At 62.9% G+C, this 24,692-nt stretch carries 23 protein-coding genes; 12 read left to right on the top strand and 11 right to left on the bottom strand.

What is annotated here, in order from left to right:
- Window positions 1-38 precede the first annotated feature (38 nt).
- From ftsH to dacB, 5 genes are all read right to left on the bottom strand, one after another.
- On the bottom strand, window positions 39-2,114 hold the full coding sequence (gene ftsH, locus QMG25_RS02930) for an ATP-dependent zinc metalloprotease FtsH (protein ID WP_283457145.1): 2,076 nt from the start codon (window positions 2,112-2,114) through the stop codon (window positions 39-41).
- Window positions 2,115-2,350: 236 nt separating this feature from the next.
- A complete protein-coding gene (gene hpt / locus QMG25_RS02925) occupies window positions 2,351-2,902 on the bottom strand; it encodes a hypoxanthine phosphoribosyltransferase (RefSeq protein WP_283457143.1) in 552 nt (183 codons plus the stop codon).
- A gap of 52 nt (window positions 2,903-2,954) precedes the next feature.
- Window positions 2,955-4,091, bottom strand: a complete 1,137-nt coding sequence (gene tilS / locus QMG25_RS02920; RefSeq protein ID WP_283457141.1) for a tRNA lysidine(34) synthetase TilS — start codon at window positions 4,089-4,091, stop codon at window positions 2,955-2,957.
- Window positions 4,092-5,261: an Rv3626c family coenzyme F420 biosynthesis-associated protein gene (locus tag QMG25_RS02915; RefSeq protein WP_283457139.1), complete on the bottom strand. Its 1,170-nt coding sequence runs from the start codon at window positions 5,259-5,261 to the stop codon at window positions 4,092-4,094.
- A 56-nt stretch (window positions 5,262-5,317) separates the two neighbouring features.
- On the bottom strand, window positions 5,318-6,748 hold the full coding sequence (gene dacB / locus QMG25_RS02910; RefSeq protein WP_283457137.1) for a D-alanyl-D-alanine carboxypeptidase/D-alanyl-D-alanine endopeptidase: 1,431 nt from the start codon (window positions 6,746-6,748) through the stop codon (window positions 5,318-5,320).
- 188 nt (window positions 6,749-6,936) lie between these two features.
- Between dacB and QMG25_RS02905 the strand changes: the two genes are divergently transcribed.
- Both QMG25_RS02905 and QMG25_RS02900 read left to right on the top strand, forming a co-directional pair.
- Window positions 6,937-7,425: an inorganic diphosphatase gene (locus tag QMG25_RS02905; protein ID WP_283457135.1), complete on the top strand. Its 489-nt coding sequence runs from the start codon at window positions 6,937-6,939 to the stop codon at window positions 7,423-7,425.
- A 125-nt stretch (window positions 7,426-7,550) separates the two neighbouring features.
- Window positions 7,551-8,168 carry a hypothetical protein gene (locus tag QMG25_RS02900; protein ID WP_283457133.1) on the top strand — a complete coding sequence of 206 codons (618 nt, stop codon included), beginning with the start codon at window positions 7,551-7,553 and terminating at the stop codon, window positions 8,166-8,168.
- 16 nt (window positions 8,169-8,184) lie between these two features.
- Here the strand turns inward: QMG25_RS02900 and QMG25_RS02895 are convergent, their stop codons facing one another.
- A complete protein-coding gene (locus tag QMG25_RS02895; protein WP_283457131.1) occupies window positions 8,185-9,030 on the bottom strand; it encodes an HAD family hydrolase in 846 nt (281 codons plus the stop codon).
- Between the two features lie 570 nt (window positions 9,031-9,600).
- Here QMG25_RS02895 and QMG25_RS02890 point away from each other — a divergent pair.
- The 9 genes from QMG25_RS02890 to QMG25_RS02850 all read left to right on the top strand — a co-directional run bounded on the left by QMG25_RS02890 (window position 9,601) and on the right by QMG25_RS02850 (window position 19,579).
- A complete protein-coding gene (locus QMG25_RS02890) occupies window positions 9,601-10,788 on the top strand; it encodes a sensor histidine kinase (protein ID WP_283457130.1) in 1,188 nt (395 codons plus the stop codon).
- 525 nt (window positions 10,789-11,313) lie between these two features.
- Window positions 11,314-12,261 carry an ABC transporter ATP-binding protein gene (locus tag QMG25_RS02885; protein ID WP_283457127.1) on the top strand — a complete coding sequence of 316 codons (948 nt, stop codon included), beginning with the start codon at window positions 11,314-11,316 and terminating at the stop codon, window positions 12,259-12,261.
- Window positions 12,251-13,090 (top strand): ABC transporter permease, encoded by an 840-nt coding sequence (locus tag QMG25_RS02880; protein WP_283457125.1) that lies wholly within the window; start codon window positions 12,251-12,253, stop codon window positions 13,088-13,090. Before QMG25_RS02885 ends, QMG25_RS02880 begins: the two co-directional genes overlap by 11 nt.
- Window positions 13,091-13,129: 39 nt before the next feature.
- Complete coding sequence (locus QMG25_RS02875) at window positions 13,130-14,581, top strand: YcaO-like family protein (protein WP_283457123.1); 1,452 nt, start codon at window positions 13,130-13,132, stop codon at window positions 14,579-14,581.
- 9 nt (window positions 14,582-14,590) lie between these two features.
- Window positions 14,591-14,989 carry a hypothetical protein gene (locus tag QMG25_RS02870; protein ID WP_283457121.1) on the top strand — a complete coding sequence of 133 codons (399 nt, stop codon included), beginning with the start codon at window positions 14,591-14,593 and terminating at the stop codon, window positions 14,987-14,989.
- Window positions 14,990-15,034: 45 nt separating this feature from the next.
- Window positions 15,035-15,985, top strand: coding sequence for a hypothetical protein (locus tag QMG25_RS02865; RefSeq protein WP_283457120.1), 951 nt, complete (start codon window positions 15,035-15,037; stop codon window positions 15,983-15,985).
- 34 nt (window positions 15,986-16,019) lie between these two features.
- Window positions 16,020-17,771: a SagB/ThcOx family dehydrogenase gene (locus tag QMG25_RS02860; RefSeq protein WP_283457117.1), complete on the top strand. Its 1,752-nt coding sequence runs from the start codon at window positions 16,020-16,022 to the stop codon at window positions 17,769-17,771.
- Between the two features lie 4 nt (window positions 17,772-17,775).
- On the top strand, window positions 17,776-18,549 hold the full coding sequence (locus QMG25_RS02855; protein WP_283457115.1) for a CPBP family glutamic-type intramembrane protease: 774 nt from the start codon (window positions 17,776-17,778) through the stop codon (window positions 18,547-18,549).
- Window positions 18,506-19,579 carry a hypothetical protein gene (locus tag QMG25_RS02850; RefSeq protein WP_283457114.1) on the top strand — a complete coding sequence of 358 codons (1,074 nt, stop codon included), beginning with the start codon at window positions 18,506-18,508 and terminating at the stop codon, window positions 19,577-19,579. The genes QMG25_RS02855 and QMG25_RS02850 overlap by 44 nt, the downstream gene beginning before the upstream one ends.
- Window positions 19,580-19,619: 40 nt before the next feature.
- On the opposite strand, the gene QMG25_RS02845 is transcribed toward QMG25_RS02850, so the two are convergent.
- Both QMG25_RS02845 and serS read right to left on the bottom strand, forming a co-directional pair.
- On the bottom strand, window positions 19,620-20,297 hold the full coding sequence (locus QMG25_RS02845; RefSeq protein WP_283457112.1) for a response regulator: 678 nt from the start codon (window positions 20,295-20,297) through the stop codon (window positions 19,620-19,622).
- A 100-nt stretch (window positions 20,298-20,397) separates the two neighbouring features.
- The gene (gene serS, locus QMG25_RS02840) at window positions 20,398-21,675 is read right to left on the bottom strand and encodes a serine--tRNA ligase (RefSeq protein ID WP_283457110.1); all 1,278 of its coding nucleotides are present in this window, start codon (window positions 21,673-21,675) and stop codon (window positions 20,398-20,400) included.
- Window positions 21,676-21,726: 51 nt separating this feature from the next.
- On the opposite strand from serS, the gene QMG25_RS02835 reads away from it, so the two are divergent.
- Complete coding sequence (locus tag QMG25_RS02835; protein WP_283457107.1) at window positions 21,727-22,794, top strand: diacylglycerol/lipid kinase family protein; 1,068 nt, start codon at window positions 21,727-21,729, stop codon at window positions 22,792-22,794.
- Window positions 22,795-22,861: 67 nt separating this feature from the next.
- On the opposite strand, the gene QMG25_RS02830 is transcribed toward QMG25_RS02835, so the two are convergent.
- From QMG25_RS02830 to QMG25_RS02820, 3 genes are all read right to left on the bottom strand, one after another.
- Window positions 22,862-23,035 carry a hypothetical protein gene (locus QMG25_RS02830; protein ID WP_283457105.1) on the bottom strand — a complete coding sequence of 58 codons (174 nt, stop codon included), beginning with the start codon at window positions 23,033-23,035 and terminating at the stop codon, window positions 22,862-22,864.
- Window positions 23,036-23,197: 162 nt separating this feature from the next.
- On the bottom strand, window positions 23,198-24,154 hold the full coding sequence (gene pheA / locus QMG25_RS02825; protein ID WP_283457103.1) for a prephenate dehydratase: 957 nt from the start codon (window positions 24,152-24,154) through the stop codon (window positions 23,198-23,200).
- Between the two features lie 31 nt (window positions 24,155-24,185).
- On the bottom strand, window positions 24,186-24,512 hold the full coding sequence (locus tag QMG25_RS02820; RefSeq protein ID WP_283457102.1) for a rhodanese-like domain-containing protein: 327 nt from the start codon (window positions 24,510-24,512) through the stop codon (window positions 24,186-24,188).
- Window positions 24,513-24,692 lie beyond the last annotated feature (180 nt).

Here is a 24,692-nt window from a genome sequence, read left to right as displayed (position 1 = left end):
TCGTCGTAATCAGTCACGGTGCCAATCCTATCTTTCGATTAGGGCTGGCCTGGCAGCTGCGGGGCGTCGCCCTTGCCCAGGTCGATGCCGGGCTGGTTGCCCGGCGCATCCAGCTCGCCACCCAGATGGGCATTGGCAAGTTGATCCTGGGGATCGACGCTTTCCGGAGTCGGTTCCCCGGCATCCTCGGCTTCGCGGCGTTCCCTGTCCGTGATGACAGGGGGCAGCTCGGAGACCGGGCGGCTGTCCTTGGACAGCCACACCTTGCGCTGCTCGGGGCGACGCAAACCGATGAAGATCTCGGCGATCTCGGCCTGGTTCAACGTTTCCCGCTCAAGCAGTTCAAGGGCCAGCCGGTCAAGGATGTCGCGGTTGGCGATCAGCGCCGCATAGGCATCGTCGTGGGCCTGGTCGATGAGCTTGCGTACTTCCGCATCGATCACTGCAGCGACGGATTCCGAATAGTCCCGATCGTGGCCGGCATCGCGACCCATAAAGGGCTCGCCTCCACCGGTGCCAAGCTTGACTGCGCCAATACGCTCGCTCATACCGTATTGGGTGACCATGGCGCGGGCCGTGCCGGTAGCCTTTTCAATGTCGTTGGAGGCACCTGTGGAGGGGTCGTGGAACACGATCTCCTCGGCCACGCGCCCGCCCATGGCGTACGCCATCTGGTCAAGCAGTTCGTTGCGGGTGATTGAGTACTTGTCGTCTTCGGGAACCACCATGGTGTAACCCAGGGCGCGGCCGCGGGGCAGGATGGTGATCTTGGTGACAGGGGCCGTGTTGTGCATGGCCGCTGCAACAAGTGCGTGGCCGCCCTCATGGTAGGCGGTGATCTTGCGCTCGAGTTCCTTCATGACGCGGGTGCGCTTCTGCGGGCCGGCCATGACACGGTCAATGGACTCGTCCAAGGCGCGGTCATCAATGAGCTGCGCGTTGGAGCGGGCTGTCAGCAGGGCTGCTTCGTTGAGCACGTTGGCCAAGTCGGCACCGGTGTAGCCGGGCGTCTTCTTGGCGACGGCGTTCAGGTCAACACCTGGTGCCATGGGCTTGCCCTTGGAGTGCACCTCAAGGATCTGCTGGCGGCCCAGTCGGTCCGGGGCTTCCACGGGGATCTGACGGTCAAAACGGCCCGGGCGCAGCAGCGCGGGGTCGAGGACGTCGGGACGGTTGGTGGCGGCGATCAGGATGACGTTTGTTTTGACATCAAACCCGTCCATTTCCACCAACAGCTGGTTGAGGGTTTGCTCGCGTTCGTCGTTGCCGCCGCCAATGCCTGCACCACGGTGGCGTCCGACGGCGTCGATCTCGTCAACAAAGATGATGGCCGGGGAGTTGGTCTTGGCCTGCTCGAACAGGTCGCGGACACGGGAAGCACCCACGCCAACGAACATTTCGACGAAGTCGGAACCGGAGATGGAGTAGAACGGCACGCCGGCCTCGCCGGCAACGGCGCGGGCCAGCAGCGTCTTGCCCGTTCCGGGAGGGCCGTACAGCAGCACACCTCTGGGGATCTTGGCGCCCACGGCAACGAACTTGGCCGGGTTCTGCAGGAAATCCTTGATTTCGTGGAGTTCCTCGACCGCCTCGTCCGCACCGGCCACGTCGTTGAACGTCACCTGCGGGTGGTCCTTCGTGAGCAGCTTGGCCTTGGACTTGCCGAACTGCATGACCTTGTTGCCGCCGCCTTGCATGCGGGAGAACAGGAACCAGAAGATGAGCCCGATCAGCACGAACGGGATCAGCAGCGAGAAGATGCTTGACCAGAAGTTGTTGGAGGCCGGCTGGTCGTCGAAAGACTTCAACTTGGCGTTGTCAATGGCGTCAACCATGGTGGTGGCGCGATAGCCACCAAAGTAGAACTGGACGTTCTTGCCGGCCTTGCTGCCCTCGGCCGTGGTGTAGTCGTCCTTGAGGACCATGTCCACGCGGCCTTCGGAGCCAAAGATCTTGGCCGAGACAACCTTGTCATTGTTGAGCAGGTCCAAGGCTTCAGAGGTGCCAACCCGGCTGGTCCCCGTGCCCGTCAACGTGAAAAGGCCGGCTCCAATGAGCACAACCACCACAATGATCCAGACAAATGGACCTTTGAAGAGTTTTTTGACTTTCATGTGTTCGAGGCCAGGCCTCGTCCCTCCCGCTCAACCAATTCGTACCTGTACAGGACGCAGCGACACATCCCCGAGTAATAGCTTTACACCGTTCGCCTTGCTACACGCACGGGACCTGCCTTTAGTTCCCTGAGGGCATAACGAATTCCCCCAAAATGACCCAGCTATGGTCATCCGCTCCCGAAAATTCCAGCAGCGAATGACCATAGCTGCGTCATGGACGCATTTCGCCGCTGTTATTCGTATATATGCGGTGCAAGCGTGCCGATGAAGTCCAGGTTGCGGTACTTCTCGGCAAAGTCCAGGCCGTAGCCCACCACGAATTCGTTCGGGATCTCATAGCCGACGTATTTGACGTCCATTTCAACCTTGGCCGCTGTGGGCTTGCGCAGCAGCGTGCAGATTTCCACCGATGCCGGTCCGCGCGACATCAGGTTCGCCCGCAGCCAGGACAGGGTCAGGCCGGAGTCGATGATGTCCTCGACGATGAGGACGTGCTTGCCCATGAGATCGGTTTCAAGGTCCTTCAGTATCCGCACAACACCCGAGGACTGGGTGCCGGAACCGTAGGAGGAAACTGCCATCCAATCCATCGTGACGTGGCTGTGCAGGGCCCGGGAAAGGTCCGCCATGACCATGACGGCGCCCTTGAGCACGCCAACAAGCAGGACGTCGCGGCCCTGGTAATCGGCATCGATTTGCGCGGCCAGTTCAGTGACGCGTGTTTGGATTTCTTCCTTGGTATACAGAACGTGCTTGAGATCGGCTTGGACGTCGTGTGAATCCACCCATGGCTCCTGTTTGTGAAGGTTGGTACTGGTTGAAATACTTCTCTGGCGCTTACGGACTGCGCCTAAGGACTAGCTTCCCATAGCTGCGGCCCTCTTGGGGAACCCCCTGGCTGCGGGAAATCCTGTAGGCGCTCACTTTTCCAGCCAATTGCACCGGTCCGGCGGAGCCCTGCCGGGCCAGCAAGTTTTCTGCCGATCCCAGCCGTTCAAGGCTTGGCTGCACTCCTCCAAGCTCGACGGCGGCCAGCGCCAAGACTCTCATCCGCAGGGCCGGCGGAAGCCCGCGCAGTGCTTCTTCGGACAGCGCGATCTCACCCGGGGCGCTGTTTGCTGCGCTGGTTTTCGCACCATTTTCTGCGGGATTTCCCGCCTCGCTTCCTGCGTTTCGTTCTGCCAGCTTGCCGTATTCGACAGCGGCGAGCTGGTCCAGGCAGTCGGCGTCATGGCCCAGGATGCTGGCCGAGCGGGCCAGTGATTCCGCAATGCCTGGCCCCAGCTCGCGGCCAAGGAACGGAATGACGTTCGCCCTGACGCGGACCCTCAGGTAGGCGGGGTCCTGGTTGGCCGGGTCGTGCCACGGAGCCAGTCCCAGGGCCTCGCATATGGCCAATGTCTCATCCCGGCGCAGCCCCAGGAACGGGCGCAGGTGCATGCCGCGACGTTCGCGCATGCCGGCCAGCGAACGGGTGCCGGAGCCTCGGGCCAAGCCCAGCAGTACCGACTCGGCCTGGTCGTCAAGGGTGTGGCCCAGCAGCACGTTCCGTGCACCGAGCTCGCGCGCCGTCGCCTCCAGTGCGGCAAAGCGGGCCGCGCGGGCGGCAGCTTCCGGGCCCACGCCGTCGTCATCCAAATCGACGGTCCGCACCACCACGGGGTCCAGGCCCAACGAGCGCAGTTGGGCGGCGGTGGCCCGGGCCACCTCGGCGCTGCCGTTCTGCATCTGGTGGTCAACAACGACGGCGCCGACCCGCACCTCGCCGCGGCGGGCAAAAAACGCGCAGACGGCGGCCAAGGCCAGGGAATCGGGACCGCCACTGCAGCCGACAAGGACCAGCGGCGGGTTCTCCACCACGCGATTCTTCCCGGTGGTTTTCACCCCCAGCAGGTTCCCCACCATCGCCCGGGCCTTGCCCACGGTTGGGTCAAGGCGGCGCCGGGGGTGTCCAGCGGCGAGCTCGGGCTCCATCTACAGGCCCATCCGTTCCACCCAGAGGCGGGCGTTGTGGATTTCCTTCTCGGTGGGCAGGTTTTCAGCCGTGGTCCAGACGTTGTTGAAACCATCCATGCCCACCACGTCCACCGTGTCGCGGACAAACTTGGCGCCGTCGCTGTACTGGCGCATTTTGGCGTCCAGGCCCATGAGGTTGCGCATGAACTTCTCAATGACGCCACGGTCCTTGCCCCTGTTGTTGAAGCGTTGGCGGATGGTGCGCACCGTGGGCACAATGCTCTTGTCCACGCCGTCCATCACCACGTTAGCGTGGCCTTCAAGCAAGCTCATGACAGCTGTCAGGTGGGACAGGGCCGCCTTTTGGGCCGGGTCTTGGAGCAGGTCCAACACGCTTCCGCGATGGGGTTCCTCGCCCCCGTTCGTATCCTTTGCGTGCTTGCCGCCAAGCTGTTTGGCCGATTGCAGAAGGCGTTCGCCCAAGTTTTCCGAGTCGCCGACAAGCAGTGCCCCGAGTTTTTCAATTTCGGCCAGCATGTGGTGGCGCAACCACGGTGCAGCAGCAAATTGCACCCTGTGGGTCTGCTCGTGGAGGCACACCCACAGCCGGAAGTCCGACGGGTCGACCTTGAGTTCACGTTCGACGGTGATGATGTTCGGTGCCACCAGCAGGAGCCGCCCGCCCGCGGCGTGCGGCTCGGATGCCCGGGTCGGGGCAAGTGCGGCGAAGGGGTCGTATTGGCCCAGGACCTTGCTGGACAGAAATGCCAGCGCCCCGCCCAATTGCGCGCCCGTGACAGTGGCGCCAAACGCAGCGCCCGGGCTGCCCGGCGCAGGGGCGCTCCCGGAACCGGAGGCACCGGCCTGCTTGGCGGCGACAGCGCGCAGCACGGGGTCCAGCATGACGGCAAAGCTCTGCGTGTTGGCTTTCGCCCAGGATGCCCTGTCCACAACAAGCACTTGGGAATCGTGCAGGTCCCGGGCGGCCTCAAGCCTGCTGATTTCGTGCACATGCGGCACGGAACGCTCTGCCATGAGGCGCAGGTTTTCAACAGCTGCGGAGATTTCCGAACCCGACAGGGCCGGTCCGGCAGGTGCCAAATTTGCCGCCGTGCGGGCGGCAAGTTCCCAATTGACCATGGCGGGCGGGGCTGGTGCGACGGCTGCGGAACTGCTCTTTTGGGTCATGCCTCCATCACATCACAAATCCCTGACAGCCCGCTGGCGCCGCAGGCTCCGCAGGCTTAGCTGCGGGCCAGGACGCTTGCCGCGGTGTCCACGACGGGGCGGGCTGCGGCACCGCCGCCGGTGAGGCCGTTGCCGAGGACGGAAAAGACCAGCAGCCGTCCCTGGGAATTGATGACGTAGCCGGACAATGATGTGACTTGGTTCAGCGAACCGGTCTTGGCCCGCACCAGACCGGCGCCGCGAAGCTCGAGCTTCTGCACGAAGCGATCGTCGAGGGAACCGGTAAGTCCGCCGATGGGCAAGCCGGGAAGTGCTTGGCCAATGTCTGCTGCCGGGTCCGCGAGCATGAGCGAGAGAAGTTCCACCAGTTGCCGGGGACTGATCAGGTTGCTCGCGGACAGTCCGCAATTGTCGGTGGTGGTGATGGTGCCCATGGCGAGCCCCAGCCCACCCACAACCTCGCGCACGGCGGCCACGGCACCGGCATTGCTGGCATCCCGGCCCAGCTTCACTGCGACCATGCGGCCCAGTACTTCCGCCGTGTAGTTGTCGGACTCTTCCAGCATGTACCGCGTTTGTTCGGCGACGGTGGCCGATTCCACGGAGGCCAGCACTGTTCCTGGGCTTCCAACGGCGGCGCCTTGGGCGGCGGCAGGGGCTGCGCCGCGGGTGATGGTCCCGGTTGTGGCGACTCCAGCGTCCTCCAGGGCTCCGGCAAAGGCCTCCGCCACGGCGACTGCCGAATCCTGCGGGCGGGGCCCGCTCAAGACGCCCGGGCTTGTTCGTCCCGAGTACAAGGCCATGGGGTAAATCGGGGCGATCTCGCCGGCATCAACATCTTCCGCAGCCCAGGTGGGGTTGAGCGGGGAACCTGTGAACAAGGTGTCGTCGATGCTGATGGTGACAGGGCCGGTGGCCCCGGCGGCTGCGAGCGCGGCGGCGGTGTTGCGGGCCAGGGTGGCCAGCCCGGCGTGCCCCATGGCCAAATCCTGTGCGCTCCCGCCGGCAGAGAGCATGGAGTCGCCGCCTGCGAGCAGCACAATCTCATGTGCGTCGGCCCCGGCGATGGTCCGGGTGCTGAACCGGGCGTCGGGCCCCAGGGTCTTTAGGACGGCGCCGGCGGTGAGCAGTTTCAGGTTCGACGCCGGGATCCTGGGCGATTCCCCTGCTTGGGAAAACAGCTCCTGCCCGGTGAGGGCATCGGCGACATACATGCTGAACGTGCCTGCGCCGTCGAACATCAAGGCCTTTTGCAAGTCCACGGAGAGCTTGGCGGCGTCGGGCAGCGGTGCCGTGTCAAGCAGCGGGGCCACATCGGAGATTTCCGCCAATGCGGTGGGAGGCTCCTGGGCTGCGGGCAACACGGCGACCACGGCCGGATCTTTGGGCAGGAATGCAGGCGCCAACGCCATCCCCACTGGGACGCTGACGGCGGCGAGCGCGCAGATGAGCAAGCCGCTCGTCACCACTTTTGACGTGCGTCCCATAGAGCAGGCAATTCCTTCGAAACTGGTGGACCCGGCGCGCAACAATCGGCAGGAGAAAGGCAAGTACTGTGCCAGGAAGAACCGGGCGGGTTTTTAGCGCAACGAAAGCGCCTATATCCTCATACTAGACGGATTTCCCGTGCGCAGCCCTGTCCGGCCGCGCACACCACATCATGAGGAGCATAACGATGAAGCACGACGTCACCATCGAGATCCCCCGCGGATCACGCGTCAAGTACGAAGTTGACCACGAGACCGGCCGGGTCCGCCTGGACCGCGTGCTGTTCACCTCGATGCAGTACCCCACGCACTACGGCTTCTTCGACGACACCCTCGGCGAAGACGGCGACCCCTTGGACGCACTGGTGCTATTGCAGGACTTCGACCTGCACCCCGGCGTGGTGGTGGATGCCCGCCCGATCGCCGTGTTCAACATGACCGACGAGTCCGGTGGAGACGCCAAGGTGCTGTGCGTCGTCGACGACAAGCGCTTCGACCACATCCAGGAACTTGCCGACGTCGACGAATTCCTCATCAAGGAGATCGAGCACTTCTTCACCCGCTACAAGGACCTGGAGCCCGGCAAATGGGTCAAGGCCGAGGGCTGGGCCGACAGGGCAGCCGCCGAAGCCGAGCTGGAAGCGTCCATCAAGCGCTTTGCGGACACCCAGCACTAATCCACACTTGCTGGCCCGGTTCTTCCTGGGCATGGTGAAGCACGACGGCGGCGCTCCCCCTTGGCGGGAAGCGCCGCCTTTGTTTTCTCCCACCAGCCGTCCCCGTCAAGGCCCCGCGCAGGCAAATGCCGGGCCCATTCTTCCCCGAGGTAGTCATGGCCAAAAAGCCTGAATTTGCAGGGCCAACCCAGCTGATCGATTCCGGCACAAACCGCCCCGTTCGGCAATACACGATGAGCGGACAGTATTATGTGCGCGCCACCGCAAGCCGCCACTTCTGGGGCCGCGTCCTGGACGGGGTCGTGTTCCTGGCCGCATTCTGCGTGTTCTCGCTGCTGGTGGTCTGCACGCAGTTGGCTATGAAGAATAGTCCTGCGCTGTGGGAACTGGCATACGAAGACAGCTTCTTCATGGCACTCGTGGCCTTGGCCTGGTTCCCTGCGCTGTACGTTTACGGCATGATCTGGGGAAAGTGGGGCTTGTTCGGCGACAAGGCGGCGCACATGCGCAGCGTCCGCATCAAGGACGGCACCATCTCCGGTGCATGGATCGGCGGATGGCGGGCGGTGGCTTGGTCCTTCTTCCCGTTCTATGTGGTGCTGCTGATCGTCAGCGTGTTTGACGGCGGAATGGACCACACGCCCGGTTATGTCCCGCTTGGCCTGGATTCCGGCTTCGCCAAGGGCCAGGCGCCGTTTCTGAACCCGTCATCCGTCGACGGTGCACGAGCCCAGGCCAGCTGAACCAACGCGGTTGGGACTAGACCAGGCTGCGCAGGACGGCGACAACCCCGTCGTCGTACACGGAGGCCGTCACCTCGTTGGCGGCAGCCTTGACCACGTCGTCGGCCTGCCCCATGGCTACGCCACGGCCGGCCCAGCGCAGCATTTCGATGTCGTTGCTGCCGTCGCCGACGGCGACCGTCAGCGCAGCATCGATGCCCAACGTAGCGCGCAATGATTCCAAGGCGGAGGCCTTGGTGACCCCGGCGGCGGCAATGTCCAGCCAGGCGCTCCAGCCAATAGCATAGGTGACCCCGCTGAGCCCGGCTTCGGCAATGGCGTCGGCGAATTCCTGCGTGCTGGCTTCGGTGCTGTTGACCACCACGCGCACGGCCTCGGCGCTGAGCAGGTGGTGGAAATCTACGCCGCGCGCCTCGATGCCAAAGCTGTCGTCCTGGAAGCGCGAGGTGGAGAGGAAGTTCCCTTCGGCGTCCTCCAGGGCAAAACGAGCTCCGGGGACACGTTCCTGCAGGGCTGTCAGGGCGGGGCCAGGGTCGAAGGTCACCTTGTCGATGATCTCCCAGCCTTCGGCTAGAGATGGGTCCAGGCGGATGGTCACGCCGCCGTTTGAGCACACGCCGTAGCCGCTGCGCAGGCCGATGGCCTCCACGATGGGAACCAGGGCACCCAACGAGCGGCCAGTGGCGATGATGACCTCGTGGCCGGCGTCAACCACGGCACGGGCTGCCTCGCGAACAGCACCACTCATGATGCCGTCGTGGTCCACCAGTGTGCCGTCGACGTCGAGGGCCACGAGGTATTTGGTGGTGTTGCTGACCCGGTCGTCGGTGCCGGGGGTTGCACTATTTACAGTAATTGTCATGCCTCCAGTAGACCAGACCACGCTCCAAAATAGCCATGGCCTGGCCCACATCCCAGAATGAACAGTGGGTAAACAGCTCCGGCAACCTTGGCGGCACACACGGGAATGCACGCGTTGACACAGAAAACCCGCTCCAACCGTTCGGGCTGTCCCGACTACAAACGTCATGCCGGAACGTGACGAAAGTCGCAAACAAATTCAGACTATCGATGGATGGTGCGCAAACACCCGCCATATAAGAATCAAAGTGCCACACGGGCAGGGTTTGGTCCACCACCAGTCGCACCACCACAAGGGGATCCCATGAAAATTGCAGCCATTGTTCTCACGGCCGTCCTGTTGGGGGCTCCCGCCCCACTTTCGCCCGTGCCGGCAGCACCGCCGCCGTCTGCAGTCTCTGCCCAGACGGAAGCAACCCGGGGAATAGCGGCCCCCTATGGCGCCGGTCATGGTGTTCGAAGCTTCCTCTGCCGCTGGGTTTCTTGGTGTTGATTCTTTTTCTGACACGGTATTTCCCCACTTGGCATGCCACAAAGGGCCATCTCAACGCCGCGTTGTCATAATGGGAGCATGCAGCAACATACAGTGACACCAAACACTTCGGGCAGCGGCACGCACTCCACGGCCGGTTTTTGGCACGACCGGCCGGCGACCACGGCAACGAAGATCCTGCTTGTCGCCGTGGCGGCGTTTTCACTGGCCTCGGATGTGCTGCTGGTCGGATGGGACGTGTCAAAACTGGGTTCAGGAATGGTGCCGTCACTAATTTTTATCACCCTGGGACTTGTTGTCCAAGGCTGGAAAGCGACCGCTGGTACGGTGATCGTGGCCGCTGGCGCTTCTTACTGCATCTTCGTTGACAACGCCTCCTACGCAGCAGCGTGCCTGGCAGTGACTGCAGGTTTTGTAGTCGCTCTCACGACGCGACGATTCTTCCTCGCCTACGTGGGTTTCGTGGCACTTTGGTGCATCATTCTCGTCTGGGTCCAACCTCGCGAACTCGCACTGCTGCCGGCTTATCTCCTGATGGTTGGCATTGGAGCCGTCATCGGCAACTTCTTTCGGCACTCCATCAGCAAAGACCAGCAGCATGCGCAGGATCTGCAGGCCCTCGAGCAGCGGCGCCTGCGCGCGATTGACGAGGAACGCAGACACCTGGCTCGGGAACTCCATGACGTCATTGCCCACGACCTCACGATAGTCGCGATGCACGCCAGAGTATTGGACATCGCGGATTCCCCGTCGGATCGTGCATCCTCGCAACAGGCGATAGGCGATTCGGCACGCAATGCGCTGTTGGATTTGCGGAGGATGCTGGGCGCACTTTACGGTCCCGGCTGGGATGCCGACGCTCCGGTCGCTGAGGATTCATCAGTGACGCTGACTGATCAAATCCAAAGAATTTCCGCCAAAATGGAATCGTTGGGCATTGAGGTGACCACCCGGTTGGCGGACACCGCCGGCATTCCACGCAGCATTGAACTGGCATTGCTGCGCACGGTCCGTGAATCAACCACCAACATTCTCAAGCACGTGGGGGATTCCACCCGCGTCACCATCGAAGTGACGCGCAGCCTGCAAACCGTCGAGTTGAGCGTTTCCAACACTCCGCCGGAGCACTCCCGGCCCATGCACCTGCCCGAATCCGGATTTGGCCTCATGGGGATGCGTGAGCGAATGGCTCTCTTTGCCGGAACATTCAGTGCCGGCCCGGACAACCACGGTTGGACCGTCCGGGCCAGTATCCCCCTGCAGTAGCGTCCCGCACAGAACGGCCTCCGGGCACGAAAGGCAGCACTCCGTGCATACGCAGGGGTGCCGCCTTTGCTGTTTGTGGTGGGGTTTCTCCAGGCTTCCCAGCGGTGCCGTTGGCCGTGGGGCACCCCTGAGCCGAATTCACCCAATCACTGAATCCAAATCCACCCCGCCGCTCGGGTTCATCAATTCGTCGCACCATCTCAAAACGTTTGATGGATACCCCACGCTGCGTGTTTCGGGAAACGTAGTGGGTGAAGGCCGGCCGGACCGGCACTTCGCTGCAAGCCAAGACTTGCGGGTCGTCCCGCATCCAGAGACCGCTGGGAGGTGAAAAACATGATCTCAACTCTTGGACGTGCCGAAGAGAAGCATTTCACGGGCGAAAACGCCGTGGCCCCCGGTGGCTGGTGCTGCTCCTGCTGCTGTTGGTGCTGGGCTTCCGTCTTCTAGCCCCAGCCGGGGATGACACGACTCCGGCGCCTGGGCCGCGTCATCCCCATCCCCTCCCCACCGAAAGGCAAAATCATGGCCGTCGCTACGCTGTCCAACATCCATAAGCGGTACAAAGGGATGCCGACCCCCGCACTCGATGGCATCAATCTGAGCGTCGATCCGGGAAATATTGTCGTTCTTGTGGGGCCAAACGGATCAGGGAAGACAACGGCGATGGAAATCCTTTCGGGTTTGCGCACCGCCGATTCGGGGTCCGCAACGATCAACAACCGCGAGGTTGTCCCCGGCGGCCGCCACCGATTCGACGTCGGTGTCCAGCTTCAAGAAGCCGGGCTGCCGCAGCGGCTCAAGGTTAAGGAAGCCGTCCGATCCGTGTCATCGCTCTACCGGGATCCGGGCCCGGTCGACTCCATCCTGGATTCACTGGGCCTCTCGGACCGGATGAACCAGCTGATTGACCGACTTTCCGGAGGCTGGCAGCGCCGTTTGGACATCGCACTGGCGTGCATCGGCCGACCCCGGCTGCTGATCCTGGACGAACCCACCAGCGGTTTGGACCCGACCGCCCGTGCAGAGCTGTGGGAGTTCCTGCGCGACCTGCGCTCGAGGGGCATGTCCGTGTTGGCCTCCACCCACGACCTGAGCGAAGCAGAGGCATTCGCCGACCGAATCGTGGTCCTGCACAGCGGACGAATTATTCTCGATGGCCCCGTTGCTGAGGTGCTCGCCGTTGCCGGCGGAACGTGGCGGCTGCGCCTGACCGGAGTTGTGCCTGGAACGGCAAGCTCCCTTGCGGCCTTCGGTGTGCGCCCCTTGCAGCAAGGCGACAACATCAGCATTGTCGGCGAACGCGAGGAGCTGACCCAGATCGCAGGCCGGATCGAAACCGAACGCGCCGACGGAAGAATTTCCTACATCGACCTTCTCAGCGGGCCCGTTCGTTTGGAGGATGTGTATGCCTTTGCGGCTGCCCCCACGAACAACGGGCCGGAACACGAAAGGAATCGACATGACGGCTAAGGTACAGCACCCGCACCCGGACGGCGGGAATCCGGCAGACGGCAGCCCACGCCCCTTGGACGAGACAAGATCACCCGCGGCCCCGGCCCTGCACATCCTGACGGCCTGGTTCCGTCAAGAACTCGTCCTTCTCCTGCGCGAACCCGTGGCGATCTTCTTCTCTCTCGGTTTTCCGCTGGTCATCTATGTGTTCATCGGCATTCCTTACGCCAATGAAATATTGCCCGGCGGAGCCAGGTTCATAGACGTGATGTTTCCAGCCCTGCTGGGAACAGTTGCGGCAAATCTGTTGCTAATGGGGCTTCCCATCTATTTGGCGGAACTTCGTATCCGCTCGGTGGTCCGCAGGTACCGGGTGCTGCCATTGCCAGGCGCGATGTTTGCGCTGGCCACGCTCCTGTCGATGCTCGTGTTGGTGGCAGCCGCCTGTGGCATTGTCATGGCCGTCATTGCCAGCCAGCACGGGCTGCTGCCGACCGTGTGGGGATGGCGGTTCATCGCACTGACGCTTGGATTGATCGGCTGGCTCAGTGCCCTTGGATTCCTCATCGGCACACTCCCGGCGGGTTCGCGGACCATTCAAGCACTCAGCGCCGCGTTGTTCTTCATACTGTTTTTTGGCTCCGGGGCCGCGGCCCCCATCGATGGACTGCCGTCAGCCATCCAATCCATCCTTCAATGGAACCCGCTCAAGCAGTGGTTTGACGTCATGATCGGCGTTTATGCCGGCCTGGAAGTCACCACAGTGCAGTGGCTTCGCCTATGGATTTCCCTGCCGTTGAGCATTGTTTGCGTCTTCTTGGGCTTGCGTTTCTGGAAACGCGCCTAGCACATGATCCGTCCCGTTCCCTGCCCTCAAGGAGATACCGTGAAACACACCGTCTACAATCACTCGGTGACCTGGGCGCCGCCGTCCCAGGACAGCGACCGTTCAGCCGCATTACAGGAAATGCTCGATGTCTACAGCCCCTTCGGCCAGATACGAAATGTCCTGACGACGTTCCGCTCAGGTCTAGGCACTGGCGGCTACCAAGGTTCGGCCGCCCCGTTCTCCCTGGACCACACGTTCCGGCGCATGCTTGGACTCGGAGCCTTGAATGCCGGCCTGGACCGGGACATCTACGGCGGCGGAAAGGGACTCGCGCTCTTCGACTCAGTGGCTTCTTCCTTGGGAGAAGCCATTGAGCGCATGCTCGGGTCGTTTTCGTCGATGGAGATGCTCGGGCCGGAGAACCGCACCGTCGCCACCGCCCGGCAGATGGAACAACGTGGATTCACCATTGTCCATCCCAAGGACTACAGCATCTTCACCGACGAACAGTTGGACGAAGTGGGCTTCCGCTGTCAGCGGTGGACTCCCGACACCACGCTGACCTGGCATCGCGGCACCAACCTTTTGACGGGAGGGAGCCACTGGGTTCCCGCACAACTGGTGCACCTTTTCTACATCTCTGAGCCGGGCGAAGCCCGGATTGGCGCTTCCAGTTCCGGTGGCCTGGCGACCCACGTCACCGATGAAGAGGCACTCAGCCACGGATTGTTGGAAGTCATTGAACGTGATGCCGTGAATCTGTCCTGGTTTTGCAAGGTGCCCCTGTCCCGGATTGTCGTGGACCGGCCCTTTGCCGATCCTGCCATCAACCAGTGGCTCACCGACGCCGAACGGGCGGGGGTGGGCATGGACTTTTATCTCCACCGTCTGGACATTGAGGACGTTTACGTCGTCACCGCCATCAACTTTGAAGAAGACTTGGATGAAAACGCCTACATGGCCGGCGGCGGAGTCGGTTTAAGCATCGAAGCAGCCATACGCAGCGCCCTGAGTGAAGTGGTCCAGGCCGAACGCATGGTCCGCACGCCGATGTTGGCCGAGGACTGGGAACTGGCCATGGGCTTTAGCCGCATGTTTGGCATAAACAGGGATGCCAAACCTGCGGATTTCAAGAATTTCATCCAAGTGGTTCCTTACTACGGATACCAGGAAAACCAGCCCAAATTGGACTGGTACTTCCGTTCTCCGATGCAGCCCACAGTCCTCTTGTCGGAGTTGCCCTCCTCCAATCCTTCCGACGAGTATTCGGCCGTGCTGGAACTTTTCCGTCACAACGGCTTCACCCCCATCGCCTTTGACCTCACCCCGGAGTCATTCCGCAAGGTGAGGCTGCGCAAGGTCTTCGTCCCCGAATTGGTCCCTGCATTTCCACCGAATTTGCCCATGCTGGGCCACCCCCGTTACCGGACGCTGCGCACCAAACTTGGTCTCCAGGAACACGACTGGACCCTCGCCGACATGCCCACTGATCCTTTGCCCTACCCCTGAGGAGAAGCCATGGCGACACTTCGAAGCACCGCATCCACCCCGTCCGGCTCCTTCTTTGTCCGGGCGGCAATCGTCTCACTTTCGCTCAAGGCGCCACTTGTTGTGGTGGGGGTGCTAAATCCCGTCGGTGTCCCGGGAGCCATCCCTCCCACCGCAATCGATGCAGGTTTGTTCCTCACCTTGGCGTTTCTGGCCTCCGGAATCGTATTCCTGGCCCGCAGGCACTGGTTCGGGGTGGTCTCCACCGCCGCCTACTGCATGTACTCCCTGGTGGGCGGGTTCATGCTGGCCCCCTCCTACCCGCTGTGGGCCGGTGCCATCATCGCCACCAGCACGGGAGCCTTGATTTTCACCGCATTCGCACTTCGATCCAAGGCATTTATCCGGCAAAGCAGCAGAAACCTCTGAACATCCACCTCGGGCATCCACGTCCCTTCACCAGGAGGAAATTCCATGACCCAGACCATCATCAACCAAACCGACACCACCCAGGCCCCCGCCGACGCACCGCGACTTCTCGTCAACCCTGCTGTGGCGATCATCCGTTGTTCCGACAATGAGGTCTTTATCCGCCATGGGTCAAGGTCGGCCACCTCCCACAGGATCGAGGACACGAAAGGGCGGGGTAGGCTGGCCAACTTCGCTGAAGCATTCGCCGTCCCGCGAACTGTAACCGAGGCGGCGTCGTCTACGGACACGGATGCGCTGGACGCAGCTGAGTTCACCCAACATCTTCTGGACGGGCATGCCTTGATCCCCGATGCCGACCGGAACTACGGCTACGCGATCGCAGGACTCGGCAGTCCAGGGATTCCAGCGGCCGCCCAACTCGCCGTGGTGGGAGAGGGGCGGGTCGGCACTGCCGTTGCACGGCAGCTTACGGACCTGCTCCGACGCCCGGTTGAGCAGGCCGCAGAGCTGATAACTGCATTTGAGGACTGCGATTTTGTGGTGGTCGCCGCAGACGCGCTGAACCCTGGACTTTTTTATGACGCTGACGAGGCCGCCATGGAAACCGGGACACCCTGGCAGCTGGTTTACGTTGACGGCGGGGAGGTCATGGTGGGCCCGACATTTATCCCGGGCATGACCGTCGGCTACTACGACCTGGACACCATGGACGAGTCCGGCCGAACTATGCGAATGGACTACCAGTTCCTCAAGACCGCAACCGCGGCCGTACCGGCAACGGCACCGGTGCCGTACGCAGTCGCCGACCTGGCCGCATCCTACGCCTCGCTTTCCGTGCTTCAACATCTCACAGGCAAGGGCAGCTTTCTGGAGAACCATGTCCTGCGCTTGGATCTGGAACGAATGCACGTGATCCGTGACCGAGTCATGCGCCTTGCCAGGACACCCCGCGACCTGGCCAACCGCAACGACCTCCGTCACCCGTTCCTGTAGTCATCCGAGCCACCACCGCCAGAGGAGCCCTGCCATGAGAACACGCCCTGAGGATCAGCTCAAACGCATGCTTGAGCAGACCCTGATTCCCCCGACTACTGTGACCGAACTGGATCCGGACACCATCGACGCGACAACCAGCCGCATCGCCTCCTTGACCGGTTCCCTTTCAGAGGCCTACCAGTTCAATTCCCAACACACCCATGCCAGTTTCAACCGCCTGCCGGACGCCGCCACCCGGGCAACCGTGCGCAAATTTTATTTTGAAACCACCCTTTCGGCATTCACACGGTTGCACCGCGACGGCTCACGCTGGAGCATGCACGCACAGAACCTGCCCCCGCGCTTCCAGCAGTTGTTGAGCCCGCTATGGAGCAATGCCGCAGCCGTGGACGCGATGTACACGGTGGATGTCCTCTTGCTCGCAGAAGGCATCCTTTGGCGCAGCGTGCCCGGGGCGCCTGGTTTCATTAGCGAGAAGCAGTGGAGCGATGTTCAGGCGGGGGAGCTGCAGGAGGCATTCCCCGACCGCGACCTCGCGGCCAGCGACGGCCTGCTGTTCGTGGTCGGACATTTGACCCGGGCTTCATATCTCACCGGCGACCGCGCCGCACGAAGTGTTGGGTTGGCAGCCGGGGTAGTCGCCGGGGCCTTGTTCGCGGCCGGTGCGTCCGCGAACAGCGGGATCTCCATACAGATTGTGGATGCGTTCATCGATGCCCTGGCCAATCGGGCGTTGGGATGCGACGGGGTTGAACGGTCGCTGGCGGCAGTGCTCACTCTGTCAGCGGAATCGGAAGAATTTTCTCCTCCGCCACCGGAGACGGATGACGCGACAGCGACGGATGGCGTGGGCGCCCTCTCGGGCAGCACCACCGATAGGGCTGAAGACGAAGCTGCAGGGCCCGGCGCCGAGGCCCTGGCAGTGGCCGTCCGCTGGGAGGCGCTGCCTGCCAGCGGACGGGACGCCGTGGCCGAGGCACTGGACTCTGCGACGGATGTTTCCGAATCCGGTCAGGACCCCGTTCTGCGTCGGGTGGCCCACCGCATCTTTGAACGCTCCGTCCAGGAGTTCTTTGGCGCGGAGCAGTCCAGCACCCAGCTCCCGGCGGACCTTGTTCACCACACGCTGCCGGACCCTTTGGGCATCCCGCTTCCCACTGGCGATCCAGACACGGAAGAAGCGTCGCTTGCCCAGGTTTTGGCTGGCCGGCGTGTGGTCCGCAGCTACGAACGTGGAGCGCTGGCGTTGGAAGAGCTTTCCACCGTTTTGCGCCTTGCCGCCGGTTCCACAGACACCGAAGACGGCTACGGGGTGCGCGGAATTCCTAAATTCCCATACCCGAGCATCGGCGGGCTGGACAGCAATGAACTGGGCGTGATCATCAACAACGTCAGCGGGATCGAGCCCGGCTATTACGTCTACGACAAAGTGGGGCACGCCCTGTCTCCCCGGCTGAAAGGGGATATGCGCCTGTCCCTGGTCACAGCTACCTTTGAATCCGAGTGGCTGTTTTACGCACCGGCAGTCCTGGTGCTGGCCAATGACCAACAGAAGGTTGCCTGGAAGTACAAAACCCGCGGATACCGCATTTCGCACCTTGACCAAGGCGCGCTGCTGCAGAACCTCTCCCTGGTTGCCACAGCACAGGGACTGGGTTCCTGCCCGGTTGCAGGCTATTTCGACGAAGTGCTCAACCGCATACTCGGATACACCGGCCAGGACAAATTTGTCGCTTCGCTGCTGGCGCTCGGCCGCCCCAACAGGCTCGGTCACGGAGGCTGAGGCCATGAATGCGGTATTGGGCGCGGCCCTGGCCGTTTTCATCCTGCTGGGCCTGACTGCAGCGGTGTGCAGTGCACGCCCGGGGTGGAGGAAGCATTTGTCGGTGGCCGCCCCTGTTGTCCTCGGCGCTGCGTGCCTCGCCGGTGCAGGCGCCCTGCTGCACCAGTTCCCGGGGTCCTGGGACAACGGGGAAATCATCGCCTGGCTTGCGCTGGGGCATCTGGGGTCACCCTTGGCCACCCTCCTGGCCGCCGCGGCCGCCGTCGGCTTGGCACGGGTCTCATTCCGCACCGAACATGATTTGGTTGGGCTTCTGCATCGGCCGGCCGGGACCCGCACCAATGCACTTCCGGTGGAGCTGCTGTCATTGAATCTGCCAGGGCGGGCAGAAACGATGCGCGACGTTGCACGAACAGCGCGGGCACCTGTCCGGTTTTGGGGGCTCTCCCTGCTTACCGTGCTGGGCGAGGAGTCGTTTTTCCGCGTGGCCATGCCGGCGGCACTCATCACTGCCGGGTTCCCCGCCTGGCTTGCCGTGCTCCTGCCCGCTGCCGCTTATGCGCTCAACCATGTGGGTTTCGGCACCGCCTCTGTCGCGGGTAAATTACTGCTCGGTCTGGTTCTCGGAGCCGGCGCATGGGCCGGGGGTGCTGCCCTCGTCTCAGTTCCGGCACATATGCTCTATCAGCGCTGGGTCCAGCGTCAATTCGTCCACTCACCGGCAAGGAGCCGACATGACCACGCGACGCCCTCTCCCAGACCACGCCCCAGAACATGAATCCGGCAGCAGCCCTGTCCATGCCGTGGATTCCTCCGCCGGAATAGGCGGCTACCGTCTTGCCCAAACCGACCCGCTGGACCGGGCCCCACGGAAGATCCTGGAGCTGTGGGCGGACAACGGACTGACTGGAATCAGAATCGAGGGTTCCAGCTGGGAAGAACTGGCCATTTTGCGCGAGTTGGTCCGCCTCCGTGTCAATGACGGCCAGCCCGTCCCCCGGATCGCCGGAGGCGGCCCGGTCCTGGTCGACACAGTCCCCGCTTCCGACCGTGAGTACTGGATCGGGGACCGGCGCTCGCTCCGGGCCGCCCTGGAAACCGTCTTGGCACACGGGGTCGGATGGGTGGGAATGCGACTCCGTGGACCGGACTGGGTGAGGCCGTTGATTGAGGCAGCACACGCTGCCGGGCTCCGGGTCGCATACAGAGGTCCGTGGGAAGGAACCGCCCACCTGGCACCGGGAGACCACCTTCCTGCTGCTGCAGATGTCCTGGGGGGCCTTGGACAAGCACCCCTTCAACTCCTGCACCGCTGGGCCCAGGAACCGGAGAAAGGTGAAGACCGGCTTGCATGGGCCCGCTCGGCGGGCCTCACCGTCGGCAGTGGGCTGATGGCGCTGCGACGGTCAGTATTTCTGCGCGAGGCTCTGGATGCACCTTTTCTAGAGGAGCTGGAGCCGATCCTGCCGCATTCGGCCCATCTGCGGGAAATGAAACGTCCTGGCGGCTATTTGGCCGGCAAACGCCTGCTGCGCCAGCACACCGGGTTGGCCGAGCCCTCACGCAGTGATGGCTCGCTGGCCGAGGATGGGTGGGGCCGCCTGCTCTCCGCACTTGGTTCCGTCCCCGAGCCTCTGGTCCCCGCCACCCGCACCCCGCAGCTAACTTCCCTGCCCGGGTACGCGTGGCACGAGGAATGTGCGCTGCTGAAACACGCAGGTGTCCCAGATCCCGGCTCCCGCGGCGCAGGACTGTTGACCGGCCCGTTCGCCGCCCCCGTTGACACTGTTGATACGGAAATCCAATGAGACATGCACGGCCAGCAGCGGCAAGTTCGCCCACCCGGCGTCAGTCGATGCAGATCAGGCCGGCCCTGGCGGCCTTGATGACGACCTGAACCCTGTCACGCACCTTCCACTTGGCCATGATCCTGCCCATGTGAGTCTTGACGGTTGCTTCGGAGAGGTGGAGGCCGGCGGCGATTTCCGCATTCGACATGCCCCTCCCCAGCAGGCACACAACCATCTCTTCCCGTTCGGACAACGGTTCGACGCTGTCGTCGGCGCTGCCTACCCGCGGGGCCGGTGTCTGGCGGATCGAGGAGATCAGCTGCTGTGTGACGAGTGCGGAAAGCACGGACCCGCCGCCATGCACCTGGCGAATCGCTGTCACAATCTGTTCAGGTTCGGCGTCCTTGAGCAAATATCCCGAGGCCCCGGCCCGCAGCGCCGGCACCAAGTAGAGTTCGGAAGAAAAAGTGGTGACCGCAATGACACGCACCTCTGGGTGGGCCTTCACAATGTGCCCTGTGGCTTCGACACCGTTCATGACTGGCATCTGCATGTCTATCAGCACCACATCAGGGCTCAATGCAGCACATTGCTGGACCGCCGCCTGTCCGTCACAGGCCTCCCCCACCGTCTGCATTCCGGGCGCGGCGTTGACAAACATCATTAGCGCGCGCCGCATGAGTGGCTGGTCGTCTGCGACCAACACGTTGATTCCCTGTGCATCGTTGCCCCACATACACCCAGTCTAAGCTGGTGGAAATGCCAAACGCCGGGTAAACACTCACGCTTTCATCCACACTGTGAGTATTTGCCCGGCGTTCACCCCGACACGGCAACTACAGCACGGGGAACACTTCCATGCCGCCCAGGTACTTGCGCAGGGCCGCCGGGACGGTGACGGAGCCGTCGACGTTCTGGTGGTGTTCCAGGATGGCAACGATCCAGCGGGTCGTGGCCAGGGTTCCGTTGAGGGTGGCCACGGCGCGTGTGCCGCCCTTGCCGCCGTCGTCCGCTGGCTGGCGCTCACGGATGTTCAGGCGGCGGGCCTGGAAGGTTGTGCAGTTGGAGGTGGAGGTCAGCTCGCGGTAGGCGTCCTGGGTGGGGACCCACGCCTCACAGTCGAACTTGCGGGCGGCGGACAGGCCCAAGTCGCCTGCCGCCGTGTCGATGACGCGGTACGGCAGTTCCACCTTGGCCAGCATTTCCTCTTCCCAGGCGAGCAGGCGGGCGTGTTCCTCGGCAGCTTTTTCCACCGTGGTGTACACAAACATTTCCACCTTGTTGAACTGGTGGACGCGGATGATCCCGCGCGTGTCCTTGCCGGACGCGCCCGCCTCGCGGCGGTAGCAGGAGGACCAGCCAGCGTACCGCACGGGCTCCTGGACGTTGATAATTTCGTTGCCGTGGTAGCCGGCCAGCGCCACCTCGGAGGTGCCCACCAGGTAGAGGTCGTCCTCGGCCAGGCGGTAGATTTCGGCGTCGTGCTCCACGTCGAAGCCGGTGCCGGCCATGGTCTCCGGGCGCACCAGGGTGGGTGTGATCATGGGGGTGAACCCGGCCGCAATGGCCTGGTCCATGGCCATGTTCAGCAGCGCCATTTCCAGGCGGGCGCCCACACCCTTCAGGAAGTAAAAGCGCGAACCGGAGACTTTGGCGCCGCGTTCCATGTCGATGGCACCAATGAGCTCGCCAATTTCCAGGTGGTCGCGAGGGGCGAAGTCGGGAAATTCGCGCGGCGTGCCAACAGTTTTTACCACAATGAAGTCGTCCTCGCCACCTTCCGGGACACCAGCGGAGACCAAGTTGGCCATGCTGCGCACCAGCGCATCCTGGGTGCCTGCAGCCTCATCCGACGCTGCGGAGGCTGCCTTGACGGCGGCCGCCAGGTCCTTGACTTCGGCCAGCAGGGCCTGCTTTTCCTCGCCCTTGGCCGCGGCGACCTTCTTGCCGAAGGTCTTTTGCTCGGCGCGCAAGGACTCAAAGGAGCTGATCGCAGACTTGCGGGCGGCGTCGGCGGCCATGATGGAGTCCACCACGGACACATCGGCACCACGGGCACGCTGGCTGGCACGGTAATTTTCAGGATTTTCGCAGAGGTCTCGTACATCGATCACTTGCTAAGCCTATCCAATCAAAACAAGTTCACGGGCTAAGGTTGGATAATCATGCCAACTGAAATTCTCGTTATCGTCATTGTGGCCGCCATTGTGCTGGCCGTCGCCTTCAGCTGGCTGGGTGTGCGCAAGCTCGCCCAAAAACACACGCGCAGTGCGGTGGCCGACTCCCCGCACAAAATTCACTTGGCAAAACAGCAGGTGGCGTTCATCTACAACCCCACCAAACACGGGGCCGAGGCCGCCACGACCCTCATCACCCGTTCGGTTTCCAAGGCCGGATGGCCGGCACCCATCTTCTTGGAAACCACCGAAAACGACCCGGGCTTCGCCATGGCTGCCGCGGCGCTGGCAGCCAAGGCCGACGTCGTGATTGCCGGCGGCGGCGACGGCACGGTCCGCGCCGTGGCCCAGACCCTGCGGCACACCGAGATTCCGCTGGCCATCATCCCGCTGGGCACCGGAAACCTGCTGGCCCGCAACCTGAACCTCAATGTCACGGACATTGCCGACTGCGTCCAGACTGCCTTGTTTGGACACCAGCGCCACATCGACGCCGGCTTGATGGAAATTCAGGACGAGATCACCGGGTCCGCTTCCAGGCACTCATTCATGGTGATTGCCGGGCTGGGCATGGACGCCGACGTCATGAACGACACAAATTCCAAGCTCAAGGAACACGTGGGTTGGCTTGCCTACAGCGAAGCCGGGTTGCGGCACATGGCCGGGCGGCGCAAGAAGATCAGCATTGCCCTTGACGACGAACCGGCCCAGCAGCGCAAGGTCCGTTCGGTGTTGTTCGCCAATTGCGGGCTGCTTCCCGGCGGGATCGACTTTGTGCCAGGCGCCTTGATTGACGACGGCGTCCTGGACGTTGTGGTGATCAGCCCCCGCAGTGCCATTGGCTGGGCGGCGATGGCCACAAAAGTGCTCTTTCAGCACAAGACCCACTTGCCAGTCATTGATTTCTACCGTTCCCAGAAGCTGATTATCCGCACGGTCATGCCGGTGGAGACGCAGATCGACGGCGACCCGTCGGGGCCGGCGACCTGCGTGAAGATCAGCGTGGAGAACAAGGCCGTGCTGGTGCGCGTGGCCTCGCCGGACACGCTCCAGTAGGCGCCTGGCAGGAAAAGTCGCGCCCCGAGAACACGCCCCGAAAACACGAGGCCGTGCGGGAACGGGATCAGTCCGTTTCAGGGCGGTGCGACTGCTCCTCAATGAGTCGCGCCTCTTCGTCAAAGCGCAGCTCGTTGGCGTCGTCGCTCTCGTCACCCACAGAAGTGTCCTTTTCGTCCCCCCGTCCGGGGTTCACAATGGTTCCCTCTTGGCTGTCGTGCTTGCCTGTGGTCGGATCCATGGTTGCATCGCCTCTTCCGTGCTGGGAGCTGTGTTTCCCTCCGCAAAACAACGGTTTGTGGAGATATGCATAGCATAGGCTTGCCCGCCCCCGAGCGAAAGGGGACCCGCCGCGGGCAACGCACTGCGAGAGGAGATTGTTCAGTGCTGCACCCGCCGTTGCCTATCCGGCCGCAGCTTGTCCAGCCAAGGCCTCAACCCAGGCACCTGCCTCGGCGAATGCCGTGTCCGAGTTGTAGGCACGAATCGATGGCGGCTGCTGGTCGGCCCGCGGGTAAGAGCCCAGGAAACGGATGCCGGGGCTCACCCGATGCAGGCCACGCAGCGCATCGGCCACCCGTGCGTCGCGGATGTGCCCGTCCACATCGACACTGAACGTGTAGTGGCCCAGGAATTGGCCCGTGGGCCGGGACTCAATCCTGCTCAAGTTCACGCCGCGGCTGGCAAATTGCTCCAGGATGGCCATCAAGGCGCCGGGGTGGTCCTCGGGCAGCGGGATCGCCAGAGTGGTCTTGTCCGCCCCTGTCGGTTCGGGCAGCGAACCGGGCTGGCCCACCAACACAAACCGGGTGACGGCACCAATATTGTCCTCAATGCCTGCGGCAAGAATGCTAAGCCCCGTTTGCTCGGCAACGAGGGGTGCGCACACTGCGGCTTGGAAAGCATCGGTGCCGGCCACCAGCTCATGGGCGGCAGCCGCCGTCGAATTTGCCGGCACATGGGTGGCCAACGGCAGGTGTTCGCCAAACCACTCGCGGGTTTGCGCCCAGGCATGCGGGTGCGTGCCCACGGCCCTGATGTCGGCTAGGGAAACACCCGCCCGGGCCACCAGCACGAAGCTGACAGGCACCACCACTTCATGGAGTATCCGCAGCTCGACGCCGTTGGAGATGGCATCCAGCGTGGCCGGAACCCCTCCCTCAATGGAGTTCTCAATCGGCAACATGGCCGCAAAGGCTTCCCCCGTGCGCACTTTGGCGAGGGCTGCAGCCGCATTGCTGGAAGGTATCCGCTGCGCTCCGGCGGCACCGGGTACCTGCAACAGGGCAGATTCGGTAAAAGTCCCCTCCGGCCCAAGGAATGTCAGGGGCAGGGCGGAATCAAGAGGCACGGAAGTCATAAGGACCTGTCGGTTGAAATGGAGGGAAGGACTAGAGGACGCGCGGAGTTTCACCGTCGGTGGAGATCATCGGCTTGTCTGCTTCAAACCACGCCCCCATGCCACCAACCACGTTGAACGAGCTGTAGCCGTTCTGGGTAAGCCATGTGGTGGCGCGGAAAGATCGCCCGCCGGTGCGGCAGATGACGTACAGGTCGATGTCCGGGTCCAACTCGTCCAGGCGCTCCGGAAGTTGCTCCAACGGAATGTGGATGGCACCGTCCACATGTCCGGCCGCCCACTCGTAGTCTTCGCGAACATCCAAAATCACGGCGCTGCCGGGCAGCTCGGCAACAGTGGCATTCATGACTTCTGACATGTGTTTTCTCCTTGCAACTAAAGACATATTCGGCTTAAGCGTATCCCTCGAGGGAGCCGTTTATCCTGCCCGAATATGACGAAACGTTGCAACAGTGCGAAAATTGGCGCTGTGAGCTCACAAAACAGCCCCGCCGATCCGGCCACGGCACCCCAAACACCCCGCGATACATCATTCTTT

The organism is Arthrobacter sp. H35-D1 (assembly GCF_030063185.1).
Classification (GTDB): Bacteria; Actinomycetota; Actinomycetes; order Actinomycetales; family Micrococcaceae; genus Specibacter.
The sequence above is the reverse complement of the archived record's forward strand: the minus strand, read 5'-3'. Positions and strand labels throughout refer to the sequence as shown.